Genomic DNA, 16,553 nt, shown 5'->3' on the forward strand with positions numbered 1-16,553 from the left:
ACCGTCGAACGACCGCGACCTCACCCAGAGCGACGTCAGGAGATGAGCTTCTGGAACGAGGAGAGCGCCTTGATGAAGCTGGTGGTGAACACGGCCAGGAACGTCAAGCCGCCCACCACCGCGGACAGGCCCGGCCGGCCGAGTCGATCGGCGCCCAACCACGCCCCGATTCCCGCGGGCACCCCGGTCAGGGCCGCGACCAGCACGGCGCCCAGGAGGATGCCGAACAACCTCGGGTCGATCGGTCCTCTACCCTCGCCCGGGTCACGTTCGCCACGTAACATGGGTCTCCTTCCTCGCAATCACGGATGGACGTGTTCGACGGAAGAAGAACGGCCTCTCCGCTGGCACGGAGGGGCCTGTTCGTTACAGGGCCCCGGTCGGCCGTTCTACTGTGCGACGACTTCTCTCGCCGCGACCCCCGCAGGCGCGGGGAATGTGCCAATAGCTGACATCGGTAGGACTGCCGGCTCGGGCCACCCCTCGCTGCCGTCGATCCGCTCGATCGAGGGCGATGAGGGAGTAAGACTGTCGGCTGTTGCCCGGTCGAGCCTAGCGCATCACCGCGAGCCTCTTGCGCGACGCTTCCACCAGGACTGAATCTGCTGACAACAGCCGAATGGCGTTGCGATATTCGGCTCAGCGCGGCGTGTGGCAACAATTTCTGGGTGCCGCGAACGACGTCGAAGGCCTCTCGTGCCACCGTTTCACCGTCGCGGTCGATCTCGCCAACCGGTCATGGCTGATCGACACACGCACACGACGCCGTGGTCGAGACCGTGGAAGCCGCCGACCGTACCGGCCGGCTGCGCAGCATCCTGGACGCGGTCCGTTCCCACCGGGTCGAGGACGACTTCTCCGGCCACTGGTCGTACGCCCGTGAGACGTCGAACGCAAGCTGCACGGCAAACGACGCAAGGCCACAGTGCCGTCCAGAACGGCAGTTACCGCAACAGACTGTAGTCGACCTCTAATGGACTTTTCGGGTGCTCGATACCCTCGGCTACAAAGAACCCAGGCCAATCAGCGACGACCCTGCATGACCGAGGAGGAGCACCGCCGTAGGAACGTTGGTGTTTCGCGGTGAGCCGTGTGTTGATCATCTGGATTGCGCTGCGGAATTCGAGCCTTCCGAGGGTGGTGGAGGCGCGTTGGTCGGCTTCATCGACCCAGGCCGCGTACATCTTGAGCGTGGTGGTTCCGCCGCCGAAGTGGCCGGGTCTTCCCGCGACGGTGCGGATGTCCACCCCGCCCGCGATGAGGTTGGAGGCGGAGTTTGTGGAAGGTGGTGGTGATGCCGAGTTTGGTGACCATGCGGCGGGTAGCGGTGGCTGATCGCCGGCGAGGACGTGGGCGCGCGGGGTACCGGAAGGCAGCGTGTCGATGCTGCCCGTTCCCGTCGCGGTGCGCTGGTCGGCCTGGCCATGGACGGGACGGTAAACGAAAAACTCGCGTCACGACTTGTGTCATGACGCGAGGTTCACGGGTCTTGAACCAGCCGGAAGGCCAGGTCAAGGATGGTGCCCCCGGCAGGATTCGAACCTGCGCTCCCGCCTCCGGAGGGCGGTGCTCTATCCCCTGAGCTACGGGGGCCGTAGCTACGGGGCAAAGCTTAGCGCACTCGGGGGAGTCGGTTTCACCGGGGGTCGGCCCGGGGATCGGGGCTGGTGGGGTGGGGTCCGACGAGGTTGATGGATCCGTGGGGTTACGAAGTGTTGTGACCGGTGAGGGGGTTCACCCGGATCGGGGTGGGTGGCTGGACCGTTCGTGGTAAGTGCGGGCGTTGTTGGTGGTGGGTGCTGGACACGTGGGCTGGGAGGCAGGACGCTCGACGCCTGGGGTTCGTGCTTGGGGCGTTGACCTGGGTAAAAGTCAACGATCGGGCGCGTCACGATTGAGTTGCACTCATGCGCATGTGACTATATGTTCGCGGGCATGGGTCACGGACACGGCCACGGTGTGTCGGGGGGCGCCAAGCACCTCGGCCGGCTCTGGGTCGCCTTCGGCATCGGCGCGGCGTTCATGGTCGTGGAGTTCGTCGTCGGGCTCGGCACGGGCTCGCTCGCCCTCATCTCCGACGCCGCGCACATGTTGACCGACGTGCTGGGGGTCGGGATGGCCCTCGCGGCCATCGTGCTCGCCCGGCGCACGTCCACCACGCGCGGGCGGACGTTCGGGTTGTACCGGGCCGAGGTGCTCGCCGCGCTCGCCAACGCCGTGCTGTTGTTCGGGGTCGCGGGGTACGTCGTGGTCGAGGCCGCGGGGCGGTTCGGGAACCCGCCCGAGGTGCCGGGGTTGCCGGTGGTGCTGGCGGCCGGGGCCGGGCTCGTGGCGAACATCGCGTCGTTCTTCATGCTGCGCGGCGGTGCCAAGGAGAGCATCAACGTCCGGGGCGCCTACCTGGAGGTGCTCGCCGACCTCATCGGCTCGGTGGGCGTGCTGCTCAGCGGCGCCGTGACGTTGCTGTTCGGCTGGCGGTACGCCGACCCGGTGATGGGTGTCGCCATCGGCCTGTTCGTGCTGCCCCGCACCTGGAAGCTCGCCGCGAGCGCGCTGCGCATCCTGTTCCAGCACGCGCCCGAACGCCTCGACGTCACCGAGGTCCAGCAGGAGCTCAGCGGGCTGCCGGGCGTCGAGGAGGCGCACGACCTGCACGTCTGGACGCTCACCTCCGGCATGGAGGTCGCCTCCGCGCACCTCACCACGTGCGGCGGCGCGGATCCGGGCGAGGTGCTGCGGGCCGCGCAGGCCCTGCTGGCCCAGCGGTACCACATCGAGCACGCCACGTTGCAGGTCGAGGCGGGCGACTCCGCCCAGCGGTGCCGCGAGATCTCCTGGTGACCGCCGGTCAGACCAGCAGTTCCACCTCGGCCAGCTCGACCTCGGCGGGGAACTCCAGCAGGTAGTGCCGGAACGGGCCGGGCGCGGTGATCCGGAACGGCCTGGTCTGCTGCCGCCACGGGAACACCTCGCCGGTCCGCGAGTCCACAGTGGACCAGGAGACGCCGTCGTCCGAACCCTTCAGCACCCACGACACCGGGTCGGCCGAACCGCGGGCCGACGTCAGCGTGTAGAACGTCGCGCACTCCGGCACGTCACCCGACACCCGCACCCACGACACCCGCCCGGACGTGCGCGACGTGTCGTCCACCAGCGGTCGCGGGTCGCGCGACGCCGTCACGGTCCACGTCGCGGTCAGGTCCCGCCACGGTCCGAAGCCGGGCGCGACCGGCGGTGGCACGGTGTCCGCGCCCCAGCGCGACGGGGTGTCGCCCATCACGAACTCCAGCGTGCCGCCCGACGCGATCTCGGCGTGCGGCAGGTACGCGAGTTCCCACGGCTTCCCGTTGACCCGCAACGAGCGCACGTACACGTTCCGCGCGCTGTTGCCGACCGCGGTCACCACCAGGACGCCCCCGTTGTCCAGTCGCACGGTGGCCTTGGTGAACAACGGCGACCCGATCGCGTAGGTCCCGCTGCCCAGCTGCACCGGGTGGAAGCCGAGTGCGCCGAACAGCCACCACGCCGACTGCTCGCCGTTGTCCTCGTCACCGGGGTAGCCCTGCCCGATCGCGCTGCCCAGGTACAGCCGGGACAGCACCTCGCGCACCTTCTCCTGGGTCTTCCACGGCTGACCGGCGTAGTCGTACAGGTACGGGATGTGGTGCGCCACCTGGTTGCTCTGCGCCAACTGCCCCATCCGCACGTCGCGCGCCTCGGTCATCTCGTGGATCACCCCGCCGTAGGACCCGGTGAACCGCGCGGTCTCCGGCGTGGCGTAGAACGCGTCGAGCTTGCACGCCAGGCCTTCCCGGCCGCCGTGCAGCCGCGCCAACCCGCCGGGGTCGTGCGGCGCGGAGAACGCCATGGTCCAGCCGTTGCTCTCGGTGTAGTCGTACCCCCACACGCGCGGGTCGTACGAGGCGGCGGGCACCCGCCACGTCCCGTCCGGCCTGCGGCCGCGGAAGAACCCCGTCCCGGCGTCGAACAACCGCGTGTAGTCCAGTGACCGCCGGGTGAAGTACTCCTGGTGGGCGAGGTATTCCGGGTCGCCGGTGCGCGCGTGCAGCACGCCGGCCAGCGCCGCGACGCCGAAGTCGTTCAGGTAACCCTCGACCGCCCACGACATGCCCTCGGGCGTCGCGGTCGAGGTGTAGCCGGTGAACACCGAGGTTTCCAGGCCCTTGCGACCCACGCCGGGGTTCGGCGGCGCGACGGTGGCGTTGCGCAGCGCGGCCCGGAACGCCGACACGAGGTCGAACTCCACGCCCGCCACCGCCGCGTCCGCGAACGCCACGTCGGAACTGGTGCCGGTCATCAGGTCGGCGTAGCCGGGCGAGGACCAGCGCGGGATCCAGCCGCCGTCCCGGTAGTGCTGCACGAACCCGTCGACCAGCTCACCCGCCCGCACCGGGGTCAGCAGCGCGTACGCGGGCCAGCACGTGCGGTAGGTGTCCCAGAAACCGTTGTTGACGAAGATCTTCCCGTCCACCACCCGCGCGCCGGTCCGGGTCGGCGTCGACGGTCCGGCCGGGCTCACCGGCGAGGCGTACCGGTACCGGGGCTCGGCGGCGGTGCCGGTGTTCTCGTGGCCCGCGTTCGGGTACAGGTACAGCCGGTACAGGTTCGAGTACAGCGTCACGAGCTGGTCCTCGGTCGCGCCCTCGACCTCGACCCGGCCCAACAGCTCGTCCCACGCCCGCCGCGCCCGGTCCCGCACCGCGTCGAACGTGTCCGAAGTGGACACTTCCAGCTCCAGGTTGTGCCGCGCCTGGTCCACGCCCAGCAACGAGGTGGCGATCCGCAGCGTCACGGTCTTCACCACCGACGTGTCGAACCGCAGGTACCCGGTCACCGCGTCGCGCCCGTACCCGGTCAGCCGACCACCGACCGCCGGCCGGTCCACCACGCCGTAGACGAACAACCTGGTGGCGCCGACGGACAACCCGCTGCGCACGTCGGAGAACCCCGTCACCACACCGGTTTCCGGGTTCACCGACAACCCGCCCGCGTCGGACGCGTTGTCGAACACCAGGTTCCCCGCGTCGCCGGTGAAGGTGAACCGGAACACCGCGGCGTGGTCGGTCGGCGCGACCTCGGCGCGCAGGCCGTTCTCGAAGCACACGCCGTAGTAGTGCGCCCGCGCGATCTCGTTGTCGTGCCGGAACGGCAGGGCGCGCGCCGCGCGGTCGGCGGTGGGCGTGCCGACCGACGGCATCACCTGGAACGTCTGCCGGTCGCCCATCCACGGGCTCGGCTGGTGGCTCGCGGTGAACGCCTGCAACCGCGGCAGGTTGTCCTCGTCGTTGGCGCGCGCGTACTCGTAGAACCACGTCGTGGAGCCGGCGTCGGTCATCGGCGCCCAGAAGTTGAACCCGTTCGGCAGCGCGGTCGCCGGGAAGGTGTTGCCGCGCGAGAAGGTCCCGGTGGAGTTGGTGCCGCGGGTGGTCAGCACGTGGTCCGACGGGCGCGGCCGGTCGACCACCGCCGGCGCGGACCGCACCACGACGTCGTCCACCCAACCGCCGAAGCTCGCCGGGCCGCGCGGGTTGTCGTACGCCACCAGGATCCGCCGGATCCGCCGACCCGCGGCCGCGCCGATCGACGCCACCACCCGGTTCCACTGGTTGGTGTACAAGGATTTCGCGGCGCCCTGCCCGCGCGGCGACAGCTCGAAACCGCCGTGGTCGGGCACGCCGAGGTCGCTGAGGTAGGTGCCGTCGTCGAACGCGAGGTCGACCGCCACGTACGTCGACGCGTAGTCCTGGTCGAAGTAGGACGGGAAGACGAGGTAGGACAGCTCGGTCGTGCGCGTGACGGGGAGGTCGACCTCGAACACCTTGTTGTAGGCGTAACCCCGGCCGCTCGCGCCGTGCTTCCCGCCGTACCGCAACGCCTTGCGCCCAGTGAACCCCACGCCGGACTTCGCGGCGTACCCGCCGGTCGCGCCCTTGCCGGTGGTCGTGCGCATGGTCCGCGGCGGTGTCGTGGTCGAGCCGTCGGAGAAGCGGACCTCGGCCAGCTGGAGGATCGGGCCGCCCGCGTTGCGGGTGATCTCCAGCCGGTACCGGGTGAACGCGGCGGTGCCCGCGGTGGCGTAGACCTTCCGCTGCAACCGCGCGGTGAACCCCTCGCCGACCCGGGAGTCGACGGCGGTCCACGCGACGCCATCGGTCGAGCCGAGCAGGGCCCAGTCGCGCGGGTCGCGCTCGGGCGCGTCGTTCGCCGACGTCAGCGCGTACCCCCGCACCACGACCGGCCCGGCGAACGCGAACTCGACCCGCCCGGTCCGGGCGAAGGTCAACCACTTGGTGGTGGGGCTGCCGTCCACCAGGTTGTCGCCGACCTCGCCGCCGCCCGGGTTCTCCGCGTCCACCACGACGTCGACCACCAGGTCGGTGACGTCGCCGGGCAGCGCGGCGGGGTCGGACCCGTCGACGCCGGCGGTCCGCGGCACGCCGTCCGGGCCGGTGTCGGCGGTGCTGGTCCAGCGGGGCTGGGGCTGTCCGTCCTCGAAGGACGAGGCGAAGAGGATCTCGCTCACGGCCGGCTCCCCCCGTGCGGTGGTCGCGGGAGACCAGCCTGCCACGCACCCGCGTGCCGGCGCAGCCGTCGTCAGGGCGACAACGAGGCGCGGGCACCCCGGAACCGCCGACGGTCGGGGCAGGGTCGCCTGCTCGACCGGGGCCACCACCGGGGTGCCGACGGCCGGGTCGGCGGGGCGCGGCCGCCTTCCGGACACCGCCGGTGCGCGTCGGGTCGCGCGATCCGGACCCGGCCTCCTCGTGCGCGCGCCGAGCCGCTGTCAGGCTGCCGCGTCGACCGGACACCGCCGCCGCACACCGAACCGAGCCGCCGCCCGCCGTCTGCGCGCTCCGCCCTGACGCCGACATGCGTGGATCGGCTGTTGACAACGTTGTCGAGCCCGCAGATCGGCAACCCCGAGTGTTGTCCACAACGCTGTCCAGTCACCCCTTCGGGAGATCTAGACTCACTCGCCGTGACAGTCCGGAAGGCGCCCCGAGCGGGCACCCCCGCGGGCATGCGGGTGCTGAACCAGCGCGCCGTGCTGGAGCGACTGCGCGACGGCGGGCCGGCGACGCGGCCGCAGATCGCCAGGGCCACCGGGTTGTCCAAGCCGACCGTCGGCCAGGCGCTGCTCGACCTGGAACGGCGTGACCTCGTGCGGCCCATCGGGCGGACCACGGCGGGGCCGGGGCGGTCGGCCGTGGTGTACGAGCCGAACCCGGCCGCCGGGTACGTGCTCGGCGTGGACATCGGCCGGCTGCGGATCCGGGCGGCGGTCGCGGACCTGGCCGGTTCGGTGGTCGCGCGGGTGGACGAGCGCAACCGGTGCAGGTCGGCGTCCGCGCTGGTCAAGACCGTGAAGGAACTCGCCGAGCGCACCGTGGCCGACGCCGGGCTCGGCTGGTCGGACCTGGTGGTGAAGGTCGTCGGCACGCCCGGTGTGCCCAACCCCGCCGACCGCACGCTGACCCGCGCGCCCAACCTGCCCGGCTGGGAGCGGCCCGGGTTGCTGGACGACCTGGAGGCCGTGCTGGGGCCGGGGCTCGTCGTGGAGAACGACGCCAACCTGGCCGCCGTCGGCGAGCGCGCCTACGGGGCCGCGAAGGGTGTCGACGTGTTCGTGTGCGTCACCGTCGGCACGGGCGTCGGGATGGGCATCGTGGTCGACGGGCGGCTGTTCCGCGGCGCGTCGGGCGCGGCGGGGGAGATCGGGTACCTGCCGTTCGGTGAATCGCGGGAGGGTGACACCCGAACGAGGGGCAGCGTGGAGGCCGCGGTGGCCGCGGACTCGGTGGTCGCGCTGGCCAGGGCGCACGGGCTGACCGCGAAAACGGCCAAGGACGTGTTCGCGTCGGCGCGCTCGGGCGACGGTCGGGCGCTGCGCGCGGTGGCCGACGAGGCCGAGCGGCTGGCCTACGTGGTGGCCTCGGTGGCGGCCGTGGTGGACCCCGAAGTGGTGGTGCTGGGCGGAGGTGTGGGCACGAACACCGACCTGCTGCTCCCTCCGCTGGAGGCCGCGCTACGCCGTACGACGCCGTTGACACCACGCGTGGTGGCGGGTGGACTGGGTGACGGCGCGGTGCTCAGCGGCGCCGTGGCGATGGGTCTGCGCTCGGCGCGAGACCTCGTTTTCGAACGCCGTGAACCAGTCACTCTCTGAGAGTAATCACACTCCTTCACCTGGTGATTCACTCAATTGGGGGAAGTGTGAAAGTCAGCGTTAAGACGTAGCGTTACCGCACCTCCTCCTGGAGGGTGTTGTGTCCTTCCGTTGTTGCAAGGGGAGTCTGGAAGGGAGTACGGGGGACGTGGTCCCTTCCAGACCGTCGCACGGGGCAGGTGCCGCGCCCGCATTCACCTGCCCCGTGTGCCAACGGAGAGCACTCCCGGCCGCACGAGGGCCACGACGCGCGTAGAAGCGCACCGCGTGAGGGGAAACCTGCGGCGGGGTTACGGCAGCGGACCGGCCCCGCGGGCGGTCAACAGCTGCTTCATGTACTCGGACTCGCTGGTCTGCGACTTCAGCATGTTGTCCGCGAGCGTCCGCACCACGGCGAGCGAGGCGTGCGTGGCGCCGTACTGGGCCATCGGCGCGCCGCCCTGGTGGTGGCGCAGCATGAGCTGGAGGAAGTAGACGTCGAACTCGGTCCCGGACAGCGACCGCAGCTTCGACAGCTCCGCCGACGTGGCCATGCCGGGCATCAGGTCGACGCCGCCGGTCGCCTCGGCCGAGCCGTGCGCGTGCGAGGAGGACTCCTCCATCCACGCCATGTGCGTGCCGTCCGGCGACTGCTCCGGCATGCCCCACAGGGACAGCCAGCCCTTCATCCGACCCACCTGCTCCTGCTGGGTCGACTCGATGTCGAACGCCAGCTGGCGGATCGCGGTGTCCGCGCTCTTGTCCCGCGCCAGGTTCGCCATCGTCACGCCCTGGAGGTGGTGGGCGGCCATGTCCTGGGAGAAGCCCACGTCCACCGAGTCCTTCGCGGGCGCGCCGCCGTCCGAACCCGGGAGCCTGATCAACAACCCCACGGCGGCGCCGAGCAGCAGCACGGCCACGACCGCGACCGTCACCACGACGGCGCGGGTGGCGGTCACCCCGCGCTGCTGCCCGACGTCGCTCATCAGCTGCTCGGCTGGGTGGACGGCGCGGCCGAACCGGTGGTGGCAGGCGCGGACGGGTTGACCGACGCCGTGTTGCCGGTTTCCTGGTTGTCCACGACGCCACCGTCCATCGGCACCGCGTCGGTGCCCGGCTTCTCGGCGACGAACGCCGGCGGGTTGTCCACGTCGAACGTGGACGAGTCGCACGAGGCGCCGACCTCGGGGTAGGTGTACTGGTTGCGGCGCAAGGACTTCACGAACTGGTCGATGCGCTCGTCGTCGGCCGAGTCGACCTTGAGCTGGTGGCCCCAGGACTGGAGCGAGATCGGCTTGTCGAGACCCGGGTAGGGCGACAGCATGGTGAACTGCTGGCCGTCGGCACGGGACTTCAGCTTGTCGAGCGCCTCACCGGACACCTGGTCCGGGTTGTACGCGATCCACACGGCGCCGTGCTCGAGCGAGTGGACCATGTTCTCGGTGCGCACGGCCTTGGTGTAGACGACGCCCATGCAGCTGGCCCACGTGCTGTCGTGCGGGCCGCCGTAGGGCGGGGTCAGGTCGTAGGCCACCCGCTGCGTCGGCTGCACGTGCTTGCCGGCCGGGTACTCCTTCTTCACCACGCCCTGGATCTTGTCCGAGGGGTCCTTGTTGGTGTCCGAGGGGACCCACTGGGCCAGGGCCGCTTCCTTGGCGTTCTTCTCGGAGATCTTCGAGTACGCGTACCCGAAGACGGAGCCCGCCAGCGCCAGGACGGCGACCACCGCGATGATGGTCCCCCACGGCTTCGACTTCTTGGTCACCACAGAGGAGCGCGCCGCCGCCACGCTGGAGCGCGCGGCCTTCGTCTTCTTGCCGCTGGTCATGTCCGCCTCAGGTCTCGTGTTACGCCCATGCCGCCGGTCAGTGTAGGGACCCCGTGTCTGGTCGCCGTCAACTGCCGGTCACCCGCCGTTGACATCAACAGCGGGCCTCCCACCTGCCGGGACGCGCAACCCGGTCGAGACCAGCGACAACAGTTCCCTAGACTTGTCGGGTGACTCCCGCTGCACTCGCTCAACTGGTCCGGGAGACCGCCGTGGACGTGCTGTCCACCCGCGGTCTCGACCCCGCCGCGCTTCCCGGGGCGGTCACGATCGAGCGACCCCGCAACCCCGAGCACGGCGACTACGCCACCAACCTCGCGCTCCAGACCGCCAAGAAGCTCGGTGTCGTGCCCCGCGACCTGGCCGGTTGGCTGGCGCAGGCGCTGACCGCGACGGACGCCATCGCGTCCGCGGACGTGGCCGGTCCCGGCTTCCTCAACATCCGCCTCGCCGCCGACGCGCAGGGCGACATCGTGCGCCAGGTGCTCACCGAGGGTGACCGCTACGGCCGCGGCGACCAGCTCGCGGGCACCCGCGTCAACCTCGAGTTCGTCTCGGCGAACCCGACGGGCCCGATCCACCTCGGCGGCACCCGCTGGGCCGCGGTCGGCGACGCGCTCGGCCGGATCCTGGCCGCCAACGGCGGCGACGTGACGCGCGAGTACTACTTCAACGACGCGGGCGCGCAGATCGACCGGTTCGTCCGGTCCCTGATCGCCGCCGCGAAGGGCGAGCCCGCGCCCGAGGACGGCTACGCGGGCGGCTACATCTCCGACATCGCGGCCGAGGTGCTGCGCCAGGAGCCGAGCGCGCTGACCGCCCCGGACAGCCACGAGGTGTTCCGCCGGGTCGGCGTGAACCTCATGTTCGAGGAGATCAAGCGCGACCTGCACGACTTCGGCACCGACTTCGACGTGTACTTCCACGAGAACTCGCTGCACGAGTCGGGCGCGGTCGGCGCGGTCGTCGAGCGGCTCAAGGCCTCCGGCTCGCTGTACGCGAAGGACGGCGCCTGGTGGCTGCGGTCCACCGAGTTCGGCGACGACAAGGACCGGGTGGTCGTCAAGAGCGACGGCGACACCGCCTACATCGCCGGCGACATCGCGTACTTCCTGGACAAGCGGTCGCGCGGTTTCGACCTGTGCATCTACATGCTCGGCGCGGACCACCACGGCTACATCGGCAGGCTCAAGGCCGCCGCGGCGGCGGTCGGCGACGACCCGGCCGCGGTCGAGGTGCTGATCGGCCAGATGGTCAACCTGGTCAGCGACGGCAAGCCGGTCCGGATGAGCAAGCGCGCCGGCACCGTGATCACCATGCAGGACCTGGTGGAGGCGGTCGGCGTGGACGCCGCGCGGTACGCCATGATCCGGTCCTCGGTGGACTCCTCGCTCGACGTCGACCTCGACCTGCTGCGCAAGCGCAGCAACGACAACCCGGTGTTCTACGTGCAGTACGCGCACTCCAGGCTGGCGTCGCTGCTGCGCAACGCGGCCGAGCTGGGCGTCGAGCCCGGAGACGCGCTCGACCTGCTCACGCACGACCGCGAGGGCGACCTCATCCGCACCCTCGGCGAGTTCCCCCGGGTGGTCGCGGCGGCGGGCGAGCTGCGCGAGCCGCACCGGGTGGCCCGGTTCCTGGAGGAGCTGGCCGGCACCTACCACCGGTTCTACGAGGCGTGCCGCGTGCTGCCGCGTGGCGACGAGGAGGTCGGCGAGCTGCACCGGGCCCGGTTGCGGCTGTGCGCGGCCACCAGGCAGGTCTTCGTCAACGGCCTGGCGCTGCTGGGCGTGACCGCTCCGGAGCGGATGTGATGCGCGCGCACCCCGCCGGTCCCCGGCACGCCGACGTCCTGGTCCCGTCGAACACGGCGGGCAACCGACCGTCCACTCCGGACGACCTCGACCGGCTGCACCCGCAGGTGTGGCCGCGCAACGCCGAGCGCGGCGAGGACGGCGTGGTCCGCCTCGCTGGCGTCGACGTGCGCGCGCTCGCCGAGCAGCAGGGCACCCCGCTGTTCGTGGTGGACGAGGCCGACTTCCGGTCCCGCTGCCGCGACCACGCCGACGCGTTCGGCGACCCGACGCACGTGCACTACGCGTCCAAGGCGTTCCTGTCCGTCGCGATCGCGCGGTGGGTCGCCGAGGAGGGCCTGAGCATTGACGTGTGCAGCGGCGGCGAGCTGGCCATCGCGCTGCGCGCGGACTTCCCGGCCGGGCGGATCGCCTTGCACGGCAACAACAAGTCGCTCGCCGAGCTGACCGCCGCGGTCGAGGCGGGCGTCGGCGCGGTGGTGCTGGACTCGTTCCACGAGATCGCCAGGCTGGACCAGGTCGCGCGCGAGCGCGGTCGCGTGCAGCCGGTGATGATCCGGGTGACGGTGGGCGTCGAGGCGCACACGCACGAGTTCATCGCGACCGCGCACGAGGACCAGAAGTTCGGCTTCTCGCTGTCCTCCGGCGACGCCGCCGAGGCCGCGCGCCGGGTGCTCAAGTCCGACGGCCTGGAGCTGATCGGGCTGCACAGCCACATCGGCTCGCAGATCTTCGACGCGAGCGGGTTCGAGGTGGCCGCGCGCCGGGTGATCGGCCTGCTCGCGGAACTGCGCGACGAGCACGGCGCCGGGATCCTGGACCACGTGTCCACGGTGGACCTCGGCGGCGGGCTCGGCATCGCCTACACCGCGGACGACGACCCGCCGCCGCCCGCCGAGCTGGCCCGTCAGCTGCGCGACATCGTGGCCAAGGAGTGCGAGCACGCCGGCCTGCCGACGCCGAAGATCGCGGTCGAGCCGGGCCGCGCCATCGTCGGACCCGGCACGGTGACGCTCTACGAGGTCGGCACCATCAAGGACGTCGCGCTCGACGCGGGCGCCATCCGCCGGTACGTCAGCGTGGACGGCGGCATGAGCGACAACATCCGCACCGCGCTGTACGACGCGGTGTACGACTGCAGGCTGGTGTCCCGCGCGGCGTCGCCGGACGCGAAGGCGGTGCTGTGCCGGGTGGTCGGCAAGCACTGCGAGTCCGGCGACGTGGTGGTGCGCGACTGCTGGCTGCCCGACGACCTCGCTCCCGGCGACCTGCTCGCGGTCGCCGCGACCGGCGCGTACTGCTACTCGATGGCCAGCGGCTACAACCGGCTACCCCGGCCCGCGCTCGCCGCCGTCGTGGACGGCACGTCCCGGTTGCTGCTGCGCCGGGAGACCGAGGAAGACCTGTTCCGCCTGGAGGTATGACGTGCCCGGGAAAGCCCTCGGCGAAGACTCGCCCGACCGCAAACCCATCAGGGTGGCGCTGCTCGGCTGCGGCACGGTGGGCACCGAGGTGGTCCGGCTGCTCACCGGGCAGGCCGACGACCTCACCGCGCGCATCGGCGCGCCGGTCGAGCTGGTCGGCATCGCCGTGCGCAAGCCCAACAAGCACCGGGACGTCCCGGCGGAGCTGCTGACCACCGACTCGGCCGCGCTGGTGGCGGGCGACGTGGACGTGGTCGTGGAGCTGATCGGCGGCATCGAGCCCGCCCGGACGCTGCTGCTCGACGCGCTGCGCGCGGGCAAGTCGGTCGTCTCGGCGAACAAGGCGCTGCTCGCCGAGCACTCGGCCGAGCTGTTCGAGGCGGCCGACGCCTCGGGCGCCGACCTGTACTTCGAGGCGGCGGTGGCGGGCGCGATCCCGCTGCTGCGGCCGCTGCGCGAATCGCTCGCCGGCGACCGCATCACCCGGGTGATGGGCATCGTCAACGGGACCACGAACTTCATCCTGTCGGGGATGGACTCCACCGGGGCGAGCTACTCGGAAACCCTCGAGGAGGCCACCCGGCTCGGGTACGCCGAGGCGGACCCGACGGCCGACGTCGACGGCTTCGACGCGGCGTCCAAGGCCGCGATCCTGGCCTCGCTCGCGTTCCACTCGCGGGTGACCGCCTCGGACGTCTACCGCGAGGGCATCGCCTCGGTCAGCGCGGCGGACATCGCCGCCGCCAAGGGCCTGGGCCGGACGGTCAAGCTGCTGGCGATCTGCGAGCGCGTGACGCGGGACGGCCACGAGTCGGTGGCGGTGCGCGTGCACCCGGCGATGATCCCCCGGACGCACCCGCTGGCCGGCGTGAACGGCGCGTTCAACGCGGTGTTCGTGGAGGCCGACGCGGCCGGCGAGATGATGTTCTACGGCCAGGGCGCCGGTGGCGCGCCGACCGCGAGCGCGGTGCTGGGCGACCTCGTCGCCGCGGCCCGCAACCGGGTGGTCGGCGGGCGCGGACCCCGCGAGTCGGCGTACGCGGGCCTGTCCGCGCGGCCGATGGGGCAGACTCCGACGCGGTACCACATCAGCCTCGACGTGGCCGACCGGCCAGGTGTGTTGTCGCAGGTGGCGGCGGTGTTCGCGGAACACGACGTGAGCATCGCGGCCGTGCGACAGGAGGGGCGGGTGGACGACGCCAGCCTGGTGATCGTCACCCACGCCGCGACGGACGCGGCACTGCGGTCGACCGTGGACAAAATCGGCGGACTGCCCGTGGTACGGGAAGTGGTCAGTGTGATGCGGGTGGAAGGCGAAGAGTCATGACGATCCAAGCGGGCGTGCGACCGGGCTGGCCCGGCGTGATCCACGCCTACGCGGACCGGATCCCGCTCCCCGAGGGGGCGAAGGTCGTCACGCTGCACGAGGGCGGCACGCCCCTGGTGGCCTCGGACTACCTGTCCGACGTCACCGGGTGCCGGGTGTACGTGAAGGTCGAGGGCGCGAACCCGACGGGTTCGTTCAAGGACCGCGGCATGACCGTGGCCATGACCTACGCGCTGGCCAGCGGCATCAAGGCGGTGATCTGCGCGTCGACGGGCAACACCTCGGCGGCGGCCGCCGCGTACGCGGCCAAGGCCGGGCTCACCGCCGCGGTGCTGGTGCCGCAGGGCAAGATCGCGCTGGGCAAGCTGGCCCAGGCGGTCGCCTACGGCGCGCGGATCCTCCAGATCGACGGCAACTTCGACGACTGTCTGGAACTGGCGTCCAAGACCGCTGCCGAGTACCCGATCACGCTGGTCAACTCGGTCAACCCGGTGCGGCTGATCGGCCAGAAGACCGCCGCGTGGGAGATCTGCGACGTGCTCGGCCGGGCGCCGGACGTGCACTGCCTGCCGGTCGGCAACGCGGGCAACATCACCGCGTACTGGCGCGGCTACTCGGAGTACGCGGCGGACGGCGTGGTGGCCTCGACGCCCCGGATGTTCGGCTTCCAGGCCGCGGGCTCCGCGCCGCTGGTGCTGGGCGAGCCGGTGCCGAACCCGGAGACCATCGCGACGGCCATCCGGGTCGGCAGCCCCGCCTCGTGGACCGGCGCGGTGACCGCCAAGGACGAGTCGGGCGGCCTGTTCGAGGCCGTCACCGACGAGAAGATCCTCGAGGCCTACCGGCTGCTCGCGTCCCACGACGGGATCTTCGTGGAGCCCGCCTCCGCGACCAGCGTCGCGGGCCTGCTGGCGACCGCGGCGGACGGCCGGCTGCCCCGAGGCTCGGTCGTCGTCTGCACGGTGACCGGCCACGGCCTCAAGGACCCGGGCACCGCCCTGCTGGGCATGGCCGAGGTCGAGCCCGTGCCGGTCGACTCCGGAGCGGTGGCGTCCGCGCTGGAACTCGGGTGAGCGGCGTCCGCGTCCGGGTCCCGGCCTCGACGGCCAACCTGGGGTCCGGCTTCGACGCGCTCGGCCTCGCGCTGGGCCTGCACGACGAGCTGGAGTTCCACGTGGTGGACGACGGCCTGCTCGTGGAGGTCTCGGGCGAGGGCGCGGACGTGCCGACCGACGAGTCGCACCTGGTGGTGCGGGCCTTCGTGGCGGCGTCCGAGGCGCTGGACCTGAAGGTGCCCGGCCTCGTGCTGCGGTGCCGCAACGCGATCCCGCACTCGCGCGGTCTCGGCTCGTCGGCCGCGGCCGTGGTGGCCGGGGTGGCGGCGGCGTACGCGCTGGCCGGTCGCGAGTTGGACACGAGCGCGTTGCAACTCGCCGCCGAGTTCGAGGGCCACGCCGACAACGCCGCCGCCAGCATGTTCGGCGGCGCGGTCGTGGCCTGGACCTCGGCGGGCCGGTACCGGGCCGTGCGCCTGGACACACACCCGTCGCTCGCGCCGGTGGTGTTCGTGCCCACGCAGGAGTCCTCGACCAAGACCACCCGCGGTCTGCTGCCCGCCGTGGTGCCGCACGAGGACGCGGCGTTCGCCGCGGGCCGGTCGGCGCTGGCCGTGCACGCGCTCACCAGGGACCCGTCGCTGCTGCCGGAGGCCCTGGACGACCGGCTGCACGAGCCGTACCGGCAACCGGCCTGGCCTGCGACGACGGAGCTGGTGCGGGCGTTGCGGGCGGCCGGGACGGCGGCCGCGGTGTCCGGTGCCGGACCGACCGTGCTCGCCCTTCCGGAGGGCGGCGTGCTGCCCGACGGGGTGGGGTATTCCGGCTTCACCGCACTCCGCGTGCCGGTGGATCAGGACGGGGTGTGCGTTGCGCCACTCGGTTGAGTGAGGCGACGCGCCGAGCCCCGGTTGTTGCACCTGGCCGGGGCTCCGTCT

At 71.7% G+C, this 16,553-nt stretch carries 12 protein-coding genes and 1 tRNA gene; 8 read left to right on the forward strand and 5 right to left on the reverse strand.

What is annotated here, in order from left to right:
- Nucleotides 1–35 precede the first annotated feature (35 nt).
- The gene (locus tag AB0G50_RS17465) at nt 36–230 is read right to left on the reverse strand and encodes a hypothetical protein (protein WP_360109010.1); all 195 of its coding nucleotides are present in this window, start codon (nt 228–230) and stop codon (nt 36–38) included.
- A gap of 862 nt (nt 231–1,092) precedes the next feature.
- Between AB0G50_RS17465 and AB0G50_RS17470 the strand changes: the two genes are divergently transcribed.
- On the forward strand, nt 1,093–1,335 hold the full coding sequence (locus AB0G50_RS17470) for a hypothetical protein (RefSeq protein ID WP_360109012.1): 243 nt from the start codon (nt 1,093–1,095) through the stop codon (nt 1,333–1,335).
- Nucleotides 1,336–1,518: 183 nt separating this feature from the next.
- On the opposite strand, the gene AB0G50_RS17475 is transcribed toward AB0G50_RS17470, so the two are convergent.
- A tRNA-Arg gene (locus tag AB0G50_RS17475) sits at nt 1,519–1,593 on the reverse strand.
- Between the two features lie 342 nt (nt 1,594–1,935).
- Here AB0G50_RS17475 and AB0G50_RS17480 point away from each other — a divergent pair.
- On the forward strand, nt 1,936–2,841 hold the full coding sequence (locus AB0G50_RS17480; protein ID WP_360109015.1) for a cation diffusion facilitator family transporter: 906 nt from the start codon (nt 1,936–1,938) through the stop codon (nt 2,839–2,841).
- 7 nt (nt 2,842–2,848) lie between these two features.
- Here AB0G50_RS17480 and AB0G50_RS17485 read toward each other — a convergent pair whose 3' ends face one another.
- Nucleotides 2,849–6,544, reverse strand: coding sequence for a GH92 family glycosyl hydrolase (locus tag AB0G50_RS17485; RefSeq protein WP_360109018.1), 3,696 nt, complete (start codon nt 6,542–6,544; stop codon nt 2,849–2,851).
- Between the two features lie 456 nt (nt 6,545–7,000).
- Here AB0G50_RS17485 and AB0G50_RS17490 point away from each other — a divergent pair, with 456 nt between their 5' ends.
- Nucleotides 7,001–8,188, forward strand: a complete 1,188-nt coding sequence (locus AB0G50_RS17490; RefSeq protein ID WP_360109021.1) for an ROK family protein — start codon at nt 7,001–7,003, stop codon at nt 8,186–8,188.
- Nucleotides 8,189–8,478: 290 nt separating this feature from the next.
- Here AB0G50_RS17490 and AB0G50_RS17495 read toward each other — a convergent pair whose 3' ends face one another.
- Both AB0G50_RS17495 and AB0G50_RS17500 read right to left on the reverse strand, forming a co-directional pair.
- A complete protein-coding gene (locus tag AB0G50_RS17495) occupies nt 8,479–9,153 on the reverse strand; it encodes a DUF305 domain-containing protein (RefSeq protein ID WP_360109024.1) in 675 nt (224 codons plus the stop codon).
- A complete protein-coding gene (locus AB0G50_RS17500) occupies nt 9,153–9,995 on the reverse strand; it encodes a DUF3105 domain-containing protein (RefSeq protein WP_360109027.1) in 843 nt (280 codons plus the stop codon). Before AB0G50_RS17500 ends, AB0G50_RS17495 begins: the two co-directional genes overlap by 1 nt.
- Nucleotides 9,996–10,165: 170 nt before the next feature.
- On the opposite strand from AB0G50_RS17500, the gene argS reads away from it, so the two are divergent.
- The 5 genes from argS to thrB are packed head-to-tail and all read left to right on the forward strand — an operon-like array spanning nt 10,166 to nt 16,502.
- Entirely contained in the window at nt 10,166–11,809 is a 1,644-nt protein-coding gene (gene argS, locus AB0G50_RS17505; protein WP_360109030.1) for an arginine--tRNA ligase, read from the forward strand.
- Nucleotides 11,809–13,233: a diaminopimelate decarboxylase gene (gene lysA, locus AB0G50_RS17510; protein WP_360109033.1), complete on the forward strand. Its 1,425-nt coding sequence runs from the start codon at nt 11,809–11,811 to the stop codon at nt 13,231–13,233. The genes argS and lysA overlap by 1 nt, the downstream gene beginning before the upstream one ends.
- Before the next feature lies 1 nt (nt 13,234).
- Complete coding sequence (locus AB0G50_RS17515) at nt 13,235–14,560, forward strand: homoserine dehydrogenase (RefSeq protein WP_360109036.1); 1,326 nt, start codon at nt 13,235–13,237, stop codon at nt 14,558–14,560.
- On the forward strand, nt 14,557–15,633 hold the full coding sequence (thrC, locus tag AB0G50_RS17520) for a threonine synthase (RefSeq protein WP_360109039.1): 1,077 nt from the start codon (nt 14,557–14,559) through the stop codon (nt 15,631–15,633). The genes AB0G50_RS17515 and thrC overlap by 4 nt, the downstream gene beginning before the upstream one ends.
- Complete coding sequence (thrB, locus tag AB0G50_RS17525; RefSeq protein WP_360109042.1) at nt 15,630–16,502, forward strand: homoserine kinase; 873 nt, start codon at nt 15,630–15,632, stop codon at nt 16,500–16,502. Before thrC ends, thrB begins: the two co-directional genes overlap by 4 nt.
- Nucleotides 16,503–16,553 lie beyond the last annotated feature (51 nt).

The organism is Actinosynnema sp. NPDC020468 (assembly GCF_040642015.1).
Lineage (GTDB): Bacteria > Actinomycetota > Actinomycetes > Mycobacteriales > Pseudonocardiaceae > Actinosynnema.

Excerpts from the sequence above, each read along its gene's own strand:
- thrC (WP_360109039.1), top strand. The coding sequence starts at position 14,557 with ATGACGATCCAAGCGGGCGTGCGACCGGGCTGGCCCGGCGTGATCCAC.
- lysA (WP_360109033.1), top strand. The coding sequence starts at position 11,809 with ATGCGCGCGCACCCCGCCGGTCCCCGGCACGCCGACGTCCTGGTCCCG.
- AB0G50_RS17480 (WP_360109015.1), top strand. The coding sequence starts at position 1,936 with ATGGGTCACGGACACGGCCACGGTGTGTCGGGGGGCGCCAAGCACCTC.
- AB0G50_RS17500 (WP_360109027.1), bottom strand. The coding sequence starts at position 9,995 with ATGACCAGCGGCAAGAAGACGAAGGCCGCGCGCTCCAGCGTGGCGGCG.
- AB0G50_RS17495 (WP_360109024.1), bottom strand. The coding sequence starts at position 9,153 with ATGAGCGACGTCGGGCAGCAGCGCGGGGTGACCGCCACCCGCGCCGTC.